10 protein-coding genes are annotated in these 15314 nt (G+C 73.6%); 3 read left to right on the forward strand and 7 right to left on the reverse strand.

Features of this window, described 5'->3' with window-relative positions; genetic code table 11:
* Positions 1-61: 61 nt before the first annotated feature.
* Genes OG299_RS28585 through OG299_RS28615 form a run of 7 tightly spaced genes read right to left on the reverse strand, consistent with a single transcriptional unit; the run spans position 62 to position 7845 of the window.
* Entirely contained in the window at positions 62-868 is an 807-nt protein-coding gene (locus tag OG299_RS28585) for an HpcH/HpaI aldolase/citrate lyase family protein (protein ID WP_266630178.1), read from the reverse strand.
* Positions 865-2097, reverse strand: a complete 1233-nt coding sequence (locus OG299_RS28590; RefSeq protein ID WP_405703523.1) for a CaiB/BaiF CoA transferase family protein — start codon at positions 2095-2097, stop codon at positions 865-867. Before OG299_RS28590 ends, OG299_RS28585 begins: the two co-directional genes overlap by 4 nt.
* A complete protein-coding gene (gene rbsK, locus OG299_RS28595) occupies positions 2094-3035 on the reverse strand; it encodes a ribokinase (protein WP_327363025.1) in 942 nt (313 codons plus the stop codon). Before rbsK ends, OG299_RS28590 begins: the two co-directional genes overlap by 4 nt.
* Positions 3032-4465 (reverse strand): ADP-ribosylglycohydrolase family protein, encoded by a 1434-nt coding sequence (locus tag OG299_RS28600; protein WP_327363026.1) that lies wholly within the window; start codon positions 4463-4465, stop codon positions 3032-3034. Before OG299_RS28600 ends, rbsK begins: the two co-directional genes overlap by 4 nt.
* On the reverse strand, positions 4462-5607 hold the full coding sequence (locus OG299_RS28605; RefSeq protein ID WP_266630184.1) for an ADP-ribosylglycohydrolase family protein: 1146 nt from the start codon (positions 5605-5607) through the stop codon (positions 4462-4464). The genes OG299_RS28600 and OG299_RS28605 overlap by 4 nt, the downstream gene beginning before the upstream one ends.
* Positions 5608-5614: 7 nt before the next feature.
* Positions 5615-6862: an ADP-ribosylglycohydrolase family protein gene (locus OG299_RS28610; protein WP_327363027.1), complete on the reverse strand. Its 1248-nt coding sequence runs from the start codon at positions 6860-6862 to the stop codon at positions 5615-5617.
* Positions 6859-7845, reverse strand: coding sequence for an ADP-ribosylglycohydrolase family protein (locus OG299_RS28615; RefSeq protein WP_323179081.1), 987 nt, complete (start codon positions 7843-7845; stop codon positions 6859-6861). Before OG299_RS28615 ends, OG299_RS28610 begins: the two co-directional genes overlap by 4 nt.
* A 280-nt stretch (positions 7846-8125) precedes the next feature.
* On the opposite strand from OG299_RS28615, the gene OG299_RS28620 reads away from it, so the two are divergent.
* The 3 genes from OG299_RS28620 (at position 8126) to OG299_RS28630 (ending at position 15207) form a co-directional block, all read left to right on the forward strand.
* Positions 8126-8857, forward strand: coding sequence for a VIT1/CCC1 transporter family protein (locus OG299_RS28620; protein WP_327363028.1), 732 nt, complete (start codon positions 8126-8128; stop codon positions 8855-8857).
* A 355-nt stretch (positions 8858-9212) separates the two neighbouring features.
* Positions 9213-13754: a glutamate synthase large subunit gene (gene gltB, locus OG299_RS28625; protein ID WP_442817599.1), complete on the forward strand. Its 4542-nt coding sequence runs from the start codon at positions 9213-9215 to the stop codon at positions 13752-13754.
* Positions 13747-15207 (forward strand): glutamate synthase subunit beta, encoded by a 1461-nt coding sequence (locus OG299_RS28630; RefSeq protein WP_266630194.1) that lies wholly within the window; start codon positions 13747-13749, stop codon positions 15205-15207. Before gltB ends, OG299_RS28630 begins: the two co-directional genes overlap by 8 nt.
* The last annotated feature ends 107 nt before the right edge of the window (positions 15208-15314 follow it).

Raw genomic sequence — 15314 nt, forward strand, 5'->3', positions numbered from 1 at the left:
CCTCCCGTTTTCGGTTCCACCGAGGACGCACCGGCCATCCACCGGGCCGGTGGCGCGGCCGTCATTCCCGGCGGGCGAGCGCGACGACCCGTTCCGCGCCCGCCAGGACCGCCGGGTCGACGAAGCGGCCGTCCGGCAGGGCCACCGCTCCCGGGGTGCGGCGGGCCGCCGCGACGATCTCCTGGGCGGCGGTCACCTCCTCCGGGGCGGGCAGGTACGCCCGCTCGATCACCGGCAGCTGGCGCGGGTGGATCGCCGCCCGGCCCAGGAAGCCCAGCGCCCGCCCGCGGACACAGGAGACGGCCAGCGCCTCCAGGTCCCGGATGTCGGGGAAGACCGACTGCGCGGGCGGGGCCAGCCCCGCCGCCCGGGCCGCGACCACCACCCGGGAGCGCGGCCAGTCCAGGCCCGCCTCCGCGCTGATGCCCAGATCGGCGCGGAGGTCCGCCTCGCCGAGGGAGAGCCCGCGCAGCGCGGGGTGGGCGCGGGCGATCTCGTACGCGCGCTCCACGGCCAGCGCCGACTCCAGCATGGCGTGCAGGGCCACCCCGCCGGTGCGGTCGGCGACCGCGGCGATCTGTTCCGGGGCCGAGACCTTCGGCAGCCGCAGCCCCGCGAGGCCGTGCAGCCCGGTCAGAGCGGTGAGGTCGGCGCCGGCCCAGGGGGAGTCCAGGGCGTTGACGCGGACGAAGACCGGGACCGGAGGCCGCTCGGCCAGCCGTTCCGCGGTGGCGGCGCGGGCGTACTCCTTGCGGGAGGCCGACACCGCGTCCTCGAGGTCGACGATGACGGCGTCGGCCCCGGAGTGCAGGGCCTTGGCGACCACCTCCGGGCGGTCGCCGGGTACGTACAGCCAGGTCAGGATCACAGGGCCCCCTCCATCCGGAGTGCGCTGATCTCGGACTCGGACAGGCCCAGTTCGGTGAGTACGGCGTCGGTGTCCGCGCCGTGCGGGCGGCCCGCCCAGCGGATCCGGCCGGGGGTCTCGGACAGCCGGAACAGGACGTTCTGCATCCGGAGCGGGCCGAGTTCGGGGTCCTCGACCTCGGTGACGGTGTCCAGGGCCGCGAACTGCGGATCGGCCATGACGTCGCGTACGTCGTAGACCCGGGCCACGGCGGCCTCGGCCTCCTCGAACGCGGCGACCACGTCGTCGGCCTTGTGGCGCCCGATCCAGCCCCCGACGGCCTCGTCCAGGACGGGCGCGTGGGCGGCTCGGCCGGAGCCGGTCGCGAACCAGGGCTCGGCGATCAGCTCGGGCCGGCCGACGAGCCGCATGACGCGTTCCGCGACGGACTGGGCCGAGGTGGAGACCGCCAGCCAGAGCCCGTCCGCACTGCGGTAGGTGTTCCGGGGGGCGTTGTTGGTGGAGCGGTTGCCGGTGCGCGGCTGGACGTAGCCGAGCTGGTCGTACCAGAGCGGGTGCGGGCCCAGCACGGTGAGGATCGGCTCGATGATGGCCAGGTCCACCACCTGCCCGTGGCCGGTGCGCGCGCGCCCGGCGAGCGCGGTCATCACCGCGTACGCGGTGGTCAGCGCGGCGATCGAATCGGCGAGGCCGAAGGGCGGCAGGGTGGGCGGGCCGTCCGGCTCCCCGGTGATCGCGGCGAAGCCGCTCATCGCCTCGGCGAGGGTGCCGAAGCCGGGGCGGTGGGCGTACGGGCCCTGCTGGCCGAAGGCCGTGACGCGGGTCAGGACCAGCCGGGGGTTGGCGGCGGACAGCTCGGGCCAGCCCAGGCCCCATTTCTCGAGGGTTCCGGGACGGAAGTTCTCGATGACCACGTCGGCTTCGGCGGCCAGCCGCAGCAGGGTGTCGCGCCCGCCCGGCGTGGACAGGTCGAGGGTCATCGTCCGCTTGTTCCGCCCGAGCAGCTTCCACCACAGGCCGACGCCGTCCTTGGCGGGGCCGTGGCCGCGCGAGGGGTCGGGGCGCCGCGGGTGCTCGACCTTGACGACGTCGGCGCCGAAGTCCCCGAGCAGGGTCGCGGCGAGCGGCCCGGCGAAGAGCGTGGCGAGGTCCAGCACCCGCGTCCCGGCCAGCGGCCCGGCCGCGGATCCGCCGCCGGCCCCGGCCCCGGGCTGCCCGCCGGGGATCACGAGGCGGCTCCGCAGGAGCGGCCGGTCCCGGCCTCGGGACCGGGCACCGTCGCGGCGAAGGCGTCCGTCTCGGCGCGGGTCGGCATCGAGTCCTGGGCTCCCGGGCGCTGGACCGAGAGCGCCGCCGCCGCCGACGCCCAGCGCAGCGCCTGCGGCACGGGCCGGTGCTCCCCGAGGGCCACGGCGAGCGCGCCGACGAAGGTGTCCCCGGCGGCGGTGGTGTCCACCGCCCGGACCCGGGGCGCGGGCACGGTCAGCGGCGCGCGCCCGCGGGCGGCGTACAGGGACCCGGCCGCGCCGAGGGTGATGACCACCTCCGGGACCTCGTGGAGCAGGGCCTCGGCGGCCTGGTACGGGTCGGTGAGGCCGGTCAGGGCGGCCGCCTCGTGCTCGTTGGGGACCAGCAGGTCGGTGGCGGCGAGCAGTTCCGCGGGCAGCGGCTGGGCGGGGGCCGGGGTGAGGACCGTACGGACGCCGTGGGCGCGGGCGGCGAGCGCGCCGGCGAGGACGGCGGGGAGCGGGAGTTCGAGCTGGAGGAGGAGCGCATCGGCGGCGCCGATACGGGAGTCGTCGCCCGCCTCCAGGCCGGTGACGTGGGCGTTGGCGCCCGGGATGACGATGATGCTGTTGCCGCCCTCGTCGTCCACGGTGATGTGGGCGGTGCCGCTGGCGCCCTCGACGGTGCGCAGGGCCGCGGTCTCGACCCCGGCCGCGGCGAGCGCGGAGCGCAGCCGTACGCCGAACTCGTCGGCCCCGACCGCGCCGATCATCACCACCTCCCCGCCGCAGCGGGCGGCGGCGACGGCCTGGTTGGCGCCCTTGCCGCCGGGAACGGTGCGGAACGCGCGGCCGGTGACGGTCTCCCCGAGGCGGGGGGCCTTGGGGACGTAGGCGACGAGGTCCATGTTGGTACTGCCGAGCACGGCGATGGCCGTCATGGGCGGGCTGCCTCCTGTGCGGTGAGGTGGGCGAGGGCGTCGAAGCCGATGCCGTCGAAGCCGGGGACGGTGGTGGCGAGGCGGTTCTTGAGGGGGGCGGACCAGCGGTGCGGGACGCCGTTCGGGTCGACGAGCGCGGCGAGGGAGCCGGCGGTGGCCCCGTTGGAGTCGGTGTCCCAGCCGCCGGACACCGCGCGGCAGACGGAGCGGGTGAAGTCCCCGTCGGCGTGGGTGAGGGCGGCGGCGATCAGGGCGGTGTTGGGGACGGCGTGGACCCAGTGGTAGTGCCCGTACCGGGCGTGCAGGTGGTCCACGACGCGGTCGAAGCCGGCGTCGGCGTGCCGGGCGGCCGTGTCGACGGCGTGCCGGACGGCCTCGGCGAGCCGTGAGCGGGGCGGTACGACGGCCAGTCCGGCCCGGAGCGCGGTGTGGACGTCGGCCCGGCCGCCGGCGGCCTCGGCGATGGCGGCGGCGGTGAAGAGGGCGGCGTACAGGCCGTTGCCGGTGTGGGTGAGGGCGGCGTCCCGGTACGCCTGGGCCGCGGCGGCGGCCGGGTCGCCGGGGTTGGTCCAGCCGTGGACGTCGGCCCGGATGAGGGCGCCGATCCATTCGCGGAAGGGGTTGTGGTGGGTGGCGGTGGCCGGAGGCTCGAGCCCGAGCAGCAGGTTCCGGTACGCGAGGCGCTCGGCGGTGAAGGCCCGGCCGGCGGGGAGCTCGTCGAGCCAGAGGCGGGCGACGTCGGCGGTGCTGAAGCCCCTGCCGTACCGGCGCAGCAGGATCAGGTTCAGCAGGGGGTAGTTGAGGTCGTCGTCCTCGGGGGCGCCGTCGATGTTCTCGGCGAGCGAGGTGGCGGCGGAGCGCCGGTTCCAGGGGTGGGCGGCCAGCAGCTCCGCGGGGACGCCGTGTTCGGTGAACCAGTCGTCCAGGGGCCAGTTCCCGGCGGCCCGGCCCAGCGCCCGGATCCCCTCGAGCGGGAGCTTCTCCACGGGCTTCCCGAGCACGCACCCCACGGCCCGCCCCACCCAGGCCCGCTCGAGCCGCTCCCGCAGCCCGGGGCCGCCCCGGTGGCCGGCGGCGACCGGCGGCGCGGTCCACGTCGCGGTCCGCGTCACGGTCCATGTCGCGGTGATGTCCGGCCAGGCGGTCGGCTCGTCCCGGGCCGACGGGGAGGGGAGGCCCTCGAGTTCGGTCAGGAGCCGGGAGGCCAGGGCGCGCAGCTCCGGCGGGGCCGGGGCTGTGGAGGCGCCGGCCCGGCCGGGCGCCGGGTGGCCGCCGGCCGTGAGCCAGGCGCGGAGCAGGGGCTCCGCGTCCCGCCCGTCCTCGGCGGCCTGCCGCAGCTCGTGCCCGACCAGGTCCTCCGGCTGCACCCAGCTGAGCCGTACCGGCGCGGCCGGGAGGGCAGGGGCATCGCAGGGCGGGGTGCCGGTCACTGCGGGGCGGCGATCGAGGTGAAGGCCGACTCGTGGGCGCGGCGGCGGGCGGCGTCGAGGGCGAAGACCTCGCGGGCCACCGCGGCCAGCGCCGACGCCGGGGCGTGCAGGTCGAGGCGGCTGGCCTCGGCGACCTGTTTGGCCCAGGCCGGCGGGATGGCCGAGGCGCCGGACAGGGCTCCGGCGATCGCCCCCGCCATCGTGGCGATGGAGTCGCAGTCCCGGCCGTAGTTGACGGCTCCGAGCACCGAGCCCTCGTACGCACCGTCGGCGACGATCAGCATGCCGAGCGCGATCGGGAGCTCCTCGATCGCGTGGAGGCGGGACGGGCGGCGGGCGCCGAGCGAGGGGGAGCGGTAGTCCGGGCCCACCGAGTCGTACGGGGCGACGGCCGCCCGCAGGGGGGCCAGGGCCGACTCGAAGTCCCGGTGGCGGCCCGCGACTTCGCAGACCGCCTCGATGGCCGACCGGGTGCCGTCCTTGGCCAGCGCCAGGGCCGTGTCCACCACCGAGGACGCCGTCGCCCCCGGCACGCACGCCGCCGCGACCGCCGCGGCGAAGACGCCCGCCGCCTCGCGCCCGTACGAGGACTGGTGCGCGCCGGCGACGTCCAGCGCCTCCGCGTACGCGCCCGCCGGATTGCCCGCGTTGACGATGCCGACCGGCGCCATGTACATCGCCGCACCGCAGTTGACGATGTTGCCGTTGCCCGCCTCGCGCGGGTCCGCGTGCGCGTAGTGCAGCCGGGTCACGATCCACTTCTCGGCGAGGAAGATCCGCTGGAGGGGCAGGGCCTCGGCCTCGAGTTCGGGGATCCAGCGCGGGTTGGTCATCAGGTCCGGGACCAGGTGGTCGGCGATCGCATACGCGTCGAGGTGGTCCCGTACGGCCTCGTAGACCCGTACCAGCGCATGCGTCATGAGGGTGTCGTCGGTGACGTGCCCGTCGCCCTTGTGGTACGGCGCGATGGGTCGGGCCGTACGCCAGTCCTCGTGCCACGGGCCGACGATGCCGTGCACGCGGCCGCCGTGCCGTTCCACGATCCGGTCCGGGGACCAGCCCTCCACCGGACCGCCGAGCGCGTCGCCGACCGCGGCTCCGACGAGGCAGCCGGCCGCCCGGTCTTCGAGAGTGAGCGTCATGTCCGAATCATCCCTTGGGTGAGGTGAGTTCCGTACGAGCCAGCAGCGCGGCGAGTTCGACCAGATCGGTGCCGGCGAGACGGGGGAGGGCGCAGCCGGACAGGGTGCGGCAGGCCTCGCGCCAGGCGGTGGGGATCGAGTCGCCGCCGCCGAGGGCGCCGGTGAGCGCGCCGGCGAGGGCGGGGGCGGAGTCCGCGACGCGGGACAGGCAGGCCGCGGCCGGGACGGCCTCGGCGGCCCGGCCGCGGGCGGCGGTGGCGAGGGCGAGGGCCACGGGGACGGTCTCGGCGGCGGCGATGCCGTAGCTGTAGACGTGGTCGACGATCTCGTGCTCGAGGGTGGGGACGATGGCGAAGGCGCCGCCCCCGTCGCCGTGGGCACGGGCGAGCTTGACGGCGTGACGGGCGTTGCGGCCGATCTCGGTGGCCTCGGGGAGCTGGCCGAGGGCGGCGTCGACGGCGGTGTCGGTGTCGGCGCCGGCGAGGGCGGCCGCGAGGGCGGCGGCCATGGCGCGGGCGCCGTGGACCCCGTCGCCGTCCTGGGTGTAGCGGGCGTCGAACTCGGCGAGGTCCGCGGCCGCGGCCGGGTCCCCGGGGTGGACGACGGCGAGGACGCAGGCGCGGATGCAGGCGGCGTCGTCGAAGTAGTGCGGGTTGTCGTGGCCGGTGGCGGGCGGGCGCAGGCCGGCGGCGAGGTTGCCGAGGCCGGCGCGGACGGAGATGCGGGCGCGCAGCGGGAGCACGGCCGACTCCACCTCGGGGGCGCGCTCGGCCGCCGCGGCGATCTCGCTGGCCAGGGCGTTCCAGGCGAGGTCGATGGCGGCCCGCATCCGGCGGGACCGGCTGAGGTCGCTGAGCAGCACGCCGGCCGCGGTGAGCACGGATTCGGCGGCGAAGGCGGCCCATTCGGCGTCGTCGGAGGGGCCGAGGCGCAGGGGTTCCGGGGGCTGGTTCAGGGCGATGGGCACGGGGAGGGTCGTGGTCTGGTTCTGCTCGGCGAAGGTGTCGAGCTCGCGGGTGAGGCGGCGGGTCCACTCGGGCATGCGGCTGGCCCGGTGCCGGGCGGCGGGCCACCCGGCGGCATCGCCCGCGGCGAGCCCGAGCAGCAACCCCTCGATCCGGCGGACCCCTGCGGGGGGCCGGGGGGCGGGCCGGGGGGCGCGGGTCTCCCCGGACCCTGCGGGGTCGGTGCGCACCTCCGCGTGCGGCCCGGCGTCGACCGCCGGCGGGTTCGGGGGGACGGAGGGGGCCGTCATCGGGGGGTCTCGGATTCCGGGGTGAGGAGGTCCGCGATGTCCAGGACGTGGTAGCCCCGCATCGAGGGGAGGCAGCTGCCCCGGACCGGGCCGATCGCCGCCGCCCAGGCGGCCGGGATGGCGGCGACGCCCGACAGGGCGCCGGCGAGGGCGCCCGCCACCGCGGCCGTCGTGTCCGCGTCGCGGCCCATGTTCACCGCCGTCAGGACCGACGACGGGAAGTCGCCGCCGCATGCCGCGAAGGCGCCGAACGCCAGGCCCACCGCCTCCGGGGCCAGGTCCGTCCACGGGTAGCCGCCGATCACCACCGCGGAGCGCACCGCCCGCTCCCCCCGCGGGGCCGCCGTGACGGCCCGGCGCAGCGAGCGGGCCGTCCAGGAGTCGGAGGGGATGACCGACAGGGCCGCGGAGACGACGGATGCGGGCGGGCCGCCCGCCATCGCGGCGGCGACGCCCGCGGCCACCGCCTGGCCGCCGTAGATTCCCTCGCCGTCGTGGCTGACCGAGCCGTCGATCGCGACCAGCCGGGCGGCCTCCGCCGGGCGGCCCGCCGCGAACACCCCGAAGGGCGCCGCCCGCATCGCCAGACCGTCCGACCAGGCGTGGCGGTGCTGCGCGGAGATGGGGGCCGCGAGGCCCCGGCGGAGGTTCTCCAGGGTGCCGCGCTCGCTGAAGCCGGCCCCGCGGAACGGCCCCTCGTCGAGGTCGGCGATCCAGTGGTGCCAGGCCCGCTCGACGTGGGAGACGGTGAGCGCCGACCCGTGGCGGGCCAGCAGCAGCCCCGAGAAGATCGCGTACTCGGTGTCGTCGGTGCCCGCCGGGTCCTCCGACACGAAGCCCTCGATGCGGCCCCATTTCGCCCGGATCTCGGAGGGCTTCATGTTCTCGGCGGGGGCCCCGAGCGCGTCACCCGCCGCGAGGCCCAGAAGAGCGCCCCTGGCCCGTTCGAGGAGGACCTGCGGATTGCATGCAATCTGCTTCATCAGCTCCATGGCGGCGCCTCTCCCACTTGGATGGGGCCCATCATGAGCCCTTGGGGGATTTGTGCCATGACATATGGTTTGTCACTCGCCGCGAAACACCCCGCCCAGACCCCCGTCACCCGGTCGCCGACCCGCGAAACCCCAGGTAAGTACGGCCTTCCTTGCTGGCGGGCGGCAGAAATCGTGCGTAGTTTCGAGGTGTTCAGGGGGAGTGGCTGCCTGCGCGTCGCGCATGGCGTGGTTCCGCGTACCCGCTCGTACAAAAGGGGAGACGACGGGCATGTCCATCATCGACATCGAAGCACCGCTGCACACCGCGCACCGAGACAACCACACCCACCGTGACGTCAACGGCGGATGGCTGCGGCCGGCCGTGTTCGGAGCCATGGACGGGCTCGTCTCCAACCTCGCGCTGATGACCGGCGTGGCCGGCGGCGCCGTCTCCCCGCAGACCGTGGTGATCACCGGGCTGGCGGGCCTCGCGGCCGGAGCCTTCTCGATGGCGGCCGGCGAGTACACCTCCGTCGCCTCGCAGCGCGAGCTGGTCCTCGCCGAACTCGACATAGAGCGTCAGCAGTTGCGCAAGCACCCCATCGACGAGATGGAGGAGCTGGCCGAGCTGTACGTTTCGCGCGGCGTCGAGCCGGCCCTCGCCCGCGAGGTCGCCATGCAGCTGTCCCGCGACCCCGACCAGGCGCTGGAGATCCACGCCCGCGAGGAGCTCGGGATCGACCCCGACGACCTGCCGTCGCCGATGGTCGCCGCGGTCTCGTCCTTCGGCTCCTTCGCGCTGGGCGCGCTGCTGCCCCTGCTGCCGTACCTGCTCGGTGCCACCTCCCTGTGGCCCGCGGTGCTGCTCGCGCTGGCCGGGCTCTTCGCCTGCGGCGCGGTGGTCTCCCGGGTGACCGCGCGGAGCTGGTGGTACAGCGGTCTGCGGCAGCTGCTGCTGGGCGGCGCGGCCGCGGGTGTGACGTACGTCCTGGGAACCTGGATCGGCGGAGCCGTAGGCTGACCGCGCAAGTAGTGAGACTATGCAGTCCGTGACATAAGTAGTCCATTACCCGGCGGTTTCGATTCCGTGTCCGCCGGGCATCAGACCAGGGCGCCGCGCGCAGGGCAATGATGCCCGCCCGCTGCGTGCGTCTGAACGTCTCCAGATCTGCACTTTCTGCTGCGTGCAGTGTCCGCATGGTGAAACGCCATATCCGCTTCTCGGGATTGCCGTCATCATGTAACCTGCACGAAATTTCGCAGAGGGCCAACGTCGTCCCTCGGCACGCACCTTTGCCACGACGACGACGGGAGAGCCGATGCGTTCCGCATCCACGCACTCCGCGACCGGCCTCAGCACCACCGCCTGGTCGCCCATGGACGGTCGCCCCGCCCAGCAGGGCATGTACGACCCGCGCAACGAGCACGACGCCTGCGGCGTCGGCTTTGTGGCCAACCTCAGCGGCGAGGCCAGCCACACGCTGGTCGAGCAGGCGCTGACCGTATTGCGGAACCTCGAGCACCGTGGTGCCACCGGATCCGAGCCGGACTCGGGCGACGGCGCCGGAATCCTGTCCCAGGTCCCGGACGCGTTCCTGCGCGACGTGGCCGGATTCGAGCTCCCCGAGGCCGGCGCGTACGCCGTCGGCATCGCCTTCCTCCCCGCCGACGGCACCGCACAGGCCGTCGCCGTGGAGCAGATCGAGGCCATCGCCGCCGAGGAGAACCTCACGGTCCTCGGCTGGCGCGAGGTCCCGGTCACCCCGGACCTGCTCGGCAACGGCGCCCGCGCCACCATGCCGGCCTTCTCGCAGCTGTTCGTCAGCAACGGAAGCACCGGCATCGAGCTGGACCGCAAGGCCTTCGTGCTGCGCAAGCGCGCCGAGCGCGAAGCCGGGGTCTACTTCCCGTCGCTCTCCGCCCGCACCATCGTCTACAAGGGCATGCTGACCACCGGCCAGCTCGAGCCCTTCTTCCCGGACCTCTCCGACCGCCGCTTCGCCTCCACGCTGGCCCTGGTCCACTCGCGGTTCTCGACCAACACCTTCCCGTCCTGGCCGCTGGCCCACCCGTACCGCTTCGTCGCGCACAACGGCGAGATCAACACGGTCAAGGGCAACCGGAACTGGATGAAGGCCCGCGAGTCCCAGCTGGCCTCGGACGTCTTCGGCGAAGGCGCGCTGGAGCGGATCTTCCCGATCTGCACCCCGGACGCCTCCGACTCGGCCTCCTTCGACGAGGTCCTGGAGCTCCTGCACCTCGGCGGCCGCTCGCTGCCGCACAGCGTGCTGATGATGATCCCGGAGGCGTGGGAGAACCACACCTCCATGGACCCGGCCCGCCGCGCGTTCTACCAGTACCACTCCACGCTGATGGAGCCCTGGGACGGCCCCGCCTGCGTCACCTTCACCGACGGCACCCAGGTCGGCGCGGTCCTCGACCGCAACGGTCTGCGCCCCGGCCGCTACTGGGTCACCGACGACGGCCTCGTCGTCCTCGGCTCCGAGGTCGGCGTGCTCGACATCGACCCGGCCAAGGTCGTCCGCAAGGGCCGCCTGCAGCCCGGCAAGATGTTCCTCGTCGACACCGCCCAGAAGCGGATCATCGAGGACGACGAGATCAAGGCCGAGCTGGCCGGCGCCGCCCCGTACGCCGAATGGCTCGAGACCGGCGAGATCGAGCTGACGGACCTGCCCGAGCGCGAGCACATCGTGCACACCCACGCCTCGGTCACCCGCCGCCAGCAGACCTTCGGCTACACCGAGGAAGAGCTGCGCGTCATCCTCGCGCCGATGGCCCGTACCGCCGGCGAGCCGCTCGGCTCCATGGGTACGGACTCCCCGATCGCGGCCCTGTCCGAGCGCCCCCGGCTGCTCTTCGACTACTTCACGCAGCTCTTCGCGCAGGTCACCAACCCGCCGCTGGACGCCATCCGCGAGGAGCTCGTCACCTCGCTGCTGTCCTCGCTGGGCCCGCAGGGCAACCTGCTGGAGCCGAACGCCGCGTCCTGCCGCAGCGTCACCCTGCCCTTCCCGGTGATCGACAACGACGAGCTGGCCAAGCTCATCCACGTCAACGCCGACGGCGACATGCCGGGCATGAAGGCCGCCACCCTCTCCGGCCTCTACCGGGTCTCCGGCGGCGGCGAGGCACTGGCCGCCCGCCTCGAGGAGATCCGCGGCGAGGTCGACGCGGCCATCGCGAACGGCGCCCACCTGATCGTCCTCTCGGACCGCCACTCGGACGCCGAGCACGCACCGATCCCGTCGCTGCTGCTCACCTCCGCCGTGCACCACCACCTCATCGCCACCAAGCAGCGCACCCAGGTGGGCCTGCTGGTCGAGGCCGGCGACGTCCGCGAGGTCCACCACGTCGCGCTGCTCATCGGCTACGGCGCCGCCGCCGTGAACCCGTACCTCGCCATGGAGTCCGTCGAGGACCTGCTGCGCGCCGGTACGTTCCTGTCCGGCCTGGAGCCGGAGCAGGCCATCAAGAACCTGATCTACGCGCTCGGCAAGGGCGTCCTGAAGGTCATGTCCAAGATGGGCATCTCCACCGTCGCCTCCTACCGCGGCGCCCAGGTCTTCGAGGCCGTCGGCCTGAACGAGGAGTTCGTCGGGGCGTACTTCCAGGGCACCGCCACCAAGATCGGCGGCGCCGGCCTGGACGTCATCGCCAAGGAGGTGGCCGCGCGCCACGCCAAGGCGTACCCGGCCTCCGGCATCGCGGCCACGCACCGCGCGCTGGAGATCGGCGGCGAGTACCAGTGGCGCCGCGAGGGCGAGCCGCACCTGTTCGACCCGGAGACGGTCTTCCGCCTCCAGCACGCCACCCGCAACCGCCGGTACGACATCTTCAAGAAGTACACCGACCGGGTGAACGAGCAGTCCGAGCGCCTCATGACGCTCCGCGGGCTCTTCGGCTTCAAGACGGAGGACCGCCCGTCGATCTCGATCGACGAGGTCGAGTCGGTCGCCGACATCGTCAAGCGCTTCTCCACCGGCGCCATGTCGTACGGCTCCATCTCGAGCGAGGCGCACGAGACCCTCGCCATCGCCATGAACCAGCTGGGCGGCAAGTCCAACACCGGTGAGGGCGGCGAGGACCCGGACCGCCTGTACGACCCGGCGCGCCGCTCGTCCATCAAGCAGGTCGCCTCCGGCCGCTTCGGTGTGACCTCGGAGTACCTGGTCAACGCGGACGACATCCAGATCAAGATGGCGCAGGGCGCCAAGCCCGGCGAGGGCGGCCAGCTGCCCGGCCACAAGGTCTACCCGTGGGTCGCCAAGACCCGGCACTCCACCCCGGGTGTCGGCCTGATCTCCCCGCCGCCGCACCACGACATCTACTCCATCGAGGACCTGGCTCAGCTGATCCACGACCTCAAGAACGCCAACCCGGCCGCGCGCATCCACGTGAAGCTGGTGTCGGAGGTCGGTGTCGGCACCGTCGCCGCGGGTGTCTCCAAGGCCCACGCGGACGTCGTCCTCATCTCCGGCCACGACGGCGGTACGGGCGCCTCCCCGCTGACCTCGCTCAAGCACGCGGGCGGCCCCTGGGAGCTCGGCCTCGCCGAGACCCAGCAGACCCTGCTGCTCAACGGCCTGCGCGACCGCATCGTGGTCCAGACGGACGGCCAGCTCAAGACCGGCCGCGACGTCGTCATCGCCGCGCTGCTCGGCGCCGAGGAGTTCGGTTTCGCGACCGCGCCGCTCGTCGTCTCCGGCTGCGTCATGATGCGCGTCTGCCACCTGGACACCTGCCCGGTCGGCATCGCCACGCAGAACCCGGTCCTGCGCGACCGCTTCTCCGGCAAGCCCGAGTTCGTCGTGAACTTCTTCGAGTTCATCGCCGAGGAGGTCCGCGAGATCCTGGCCGAGCTGGGCTTCCGTACGATCGAGGAGGCCGTCGGCCACGCCGAGCTCCTCGACACCAGCCAGGCCGTCACGCACTGGAAGGCCCAGGGCCTCGACCTCGAGCCCCTCTTCCACGTGCCGGCGCTGCCCGAGGGCGCCGTCCGCCACGCCCTGATCGAGCAGGACCACGGCCTGGAGAAGGCACTCGACAACGAGCTGATCGAGCTCGCGGCCGACGCGCTGAACGCCGAATCCGCCGAGGCGGCCCAGCCGGTCCGCGCGCAGATCGCCATCCGGAACATCAACCGGACCGTCGGCACCATGCTCGGCCACCAGGTCACCAAGAAGTTCGGCGGTGCGGGCCTGCCCGACAACACCATCGACCTGACCTTCACCGGCTCGGCCGGCCAGTCCTTCGGCGCCTTCCTGCCGCGCGGTGTGACGCTGCGCCTGGAGGGCGACGCCAACGACTACGTCGGCAAGGGCCTGTCGGGCGGCCGGGTCGTGGTCCGCCCGGACCGCGGCGCCGACCACCTCGCCGAGTACTCGACCATCGCCGGCAACACCATCGGCTACGGCGCCACCGGCGGCGAGATGTTCCTGCGCGGCCGCACCGGCGAGCGCTTCTGCGTCCGCAACTCCGGTGCCCTGGTCGTCTCGGAGGGCGTGGGCGACCACGGCTGCGAGTACATGACCGGCGGCAGCGCCGTCGTCCTCGGCGAGACGGGCCGCAACTTCGCGGCCGGCATGTCGGGCGGCGTCGCGTACGTCATCGACCTCGACATCAACAACGTCAACGTCGGCAACACGAGCGCCGTGGAAGCCCTCTCCGACGCCGACAAGCAGTGGCTGCACGATGTGGTGCGCCGCCACGAGGAGGAGACCGGCTCGACCGTGGCCGCGAAGCTCCTGGCTGACTGGTCCGTCTCGGCCGACCGCTTCAGCAAGATCATCCCGACCACGTACAAGGCAGTGCTCGCCGCCAAGGACGCCGCTGAGCTGGCCGGACTCTCGGAGTCCGAGACGACGGAGAAGATGATGGAGGCGGCGACCAATGGCTGACCCGAAGGGCTTCCTCACCACCGGGCGCGAGACCGCCTGTTCCCGTCCGGTCGCCGACCGGCTGAAGGACTGGAACGAGGTCTACGTCCCGGGCTCGCTGCTCCCGATCATCAGCAAGCAGGCCGGCCGCTGCATGGACTGCGGCATCCCGTTCTGCCACAACGGGTGCCCGCTCGGGAACCTGATCCCGGAGTGGAACGACTTCGCGTACCGCGAGGACTGGTCGGCGGCCTCCGAGCGCCTGCACGCCACGAACAACTTCCCGGAGTTCACGGGCCGCCTGTGCCCCGCTCCGTGCGAGTCGGCGTGCGTCCTCGGCATCAACCAGCCGGCCGTCACGATCAAGAACGTCGAAGTCTCGATCATCGACAAGGCGTGGGACAACGGCAACGTGACCCCGCAGCCGCCGGAGCGGCTGTCCGGCAAGACGGCGGCCGTCATCGGCTCGGGCCCCGCGGGCCTGGCCGCGGCCCAGCAGCTCACCCGGGCCGGCCACACCGTGGTGGTGTACGAGCGCGCGGACCGCATCGGCGGCCTGCTGCGCTACGGCATCCCCGAGTTCAAGATGGAGAAGGTGCACATCAACCGCCGCATCGAGCAGATGCGCGCGGAGGGCACCAAGTTCCGCACCGGCATCGAGATCGGCCGCGACCTGTCCGCGACCGACCTGCGCAAGCGGTTCGACGCGGTCGTCATCGCGGCCGGCGCCACGGTCTCCCGCGACCTGCCGGTTCCCGGGCGCGACCTGCGCGGGATCCACTTCGCGATGGAATACCTGCCCCTGGCCAACAAGGTGCAGGAGGGCGACTTCATGGCGCCCCCCATCACGGCCGAGGGCAAGCACGTGGTCGTCATCGGCGGCGGCGACACGGGCGCGGACTGCGTGGGCACCGCCCACCGCCAGGGCGCGGCCTCGGTCACGCAGCTGGAGATCATGCCCCGCCCGTCGGAGGACCGGCCCACGGGGCAGCCCTGGCCGACGTTCCCGATGCTGTACAAGGTCACCTCGGCGCACGAGGAGGGCGGCGAGCGGATCTACTCCGTCTCCACGACCCACTTCGAGGGCGACGAGGACGGCAACGTCCAGGCCCTGCACCTGGTCGAGGTCGCCTTCGAGGACGGCAAGCTGGTCCAGAAGCCCGGCACCGAGCGGGTCCTCCCGGCCCAGCTGGTCACCCTGGCGATGGGCTTCACCGGCACGGACCAGGCCAACGGCCTGGTGGCCCAGTTCGGCCTGGAGCTGGACGAGCGCGGCAACGTCGCGCGCGACGGGTCGTACGCGACCAACGTCGACGGCGTCTTCGTGGCCGGCGACGCCGGCCGCGGCCAGTCCCTGATCGTCTGGGCGATCGCGGAGGGCCGCTCGGCCGCCCGCGGCGTGGACCGCTACCTGACCGGCAGCAGCACCCTCCCGTACCCGGTCAAGCCGACGGACCGCTCCCTGATGGTGTAACCCACCGCCCCTCCCCGCGGCTTCGCGGGGGAGGACCCCTCATACGGTCCGTACAACGGTGTGCGGCACTCCGACACGGCGCCCGTCATGTCCCCGACCAGGGATGA

This window comes from Streptomyces sp. NBC_01296, from assembly GCF_035984415.1.
GTDB lineage: Bacteria > Actinomycetota > Actinomycetes > Streptomycetales > Streptomycetaceae > Streptomyces.

What these genes read in the sequence shown, in the direction of transcription:
- rbsK (WP_327363025.1), bottom strand. Translation starts at nt 3,035, where the DNA reads ATGACGGCCATCGCCGTGCTCGGCAGTACCAACATGGACCTCGTCGCC.
- OG299_RS28605 (WP_266630184.1), bottom strand. Translation starts at nt 5,607, where the DNA reads ATGACGCTCACTCTCGAAGACCGGGCGGCCGGCTGCCTCGTCGGAGCC.
- OG299_RS28610 (WP_327363027.1), bottom strand. Translation starts at nt 6,862, where the DNA reads ATGACGGCCCCCTCCGTCCCCCCGAACCCGCCGGCGGTCGACGCCGGG.
- OG299_RS28615 (WP_323179081.1), bottom strand. Translation starts at nt 7,845, where the DNA reads ATGAAGCAGATTGCATGCAATCCGCAGGTCCTCCTCGAACGGGCCAGG.
- OG299_RS28620 (WP_327363028.1), top strand. Translation starts at nt 8,126, where the DNA reads ATGTCCATCATCGACATCGAAGCACCGCTGCACACCGCGCACCGAGAC.
- gltB (WP_442817599.1), top strand. Translation starts at nt 9,213, where the DNA reads ATGGACGGTCGCCCCGCCCAGCAGGGCATGTACGACCCGCGCAACGAG.
- OG299_RS28630 (WP_266630194.1), top strand. Translation starts at nt 13,747, where the DNA reads ATGGCTGACCCGAAGGGCTTCCTCACCACCGGGCGCGAGACCGCCTGT.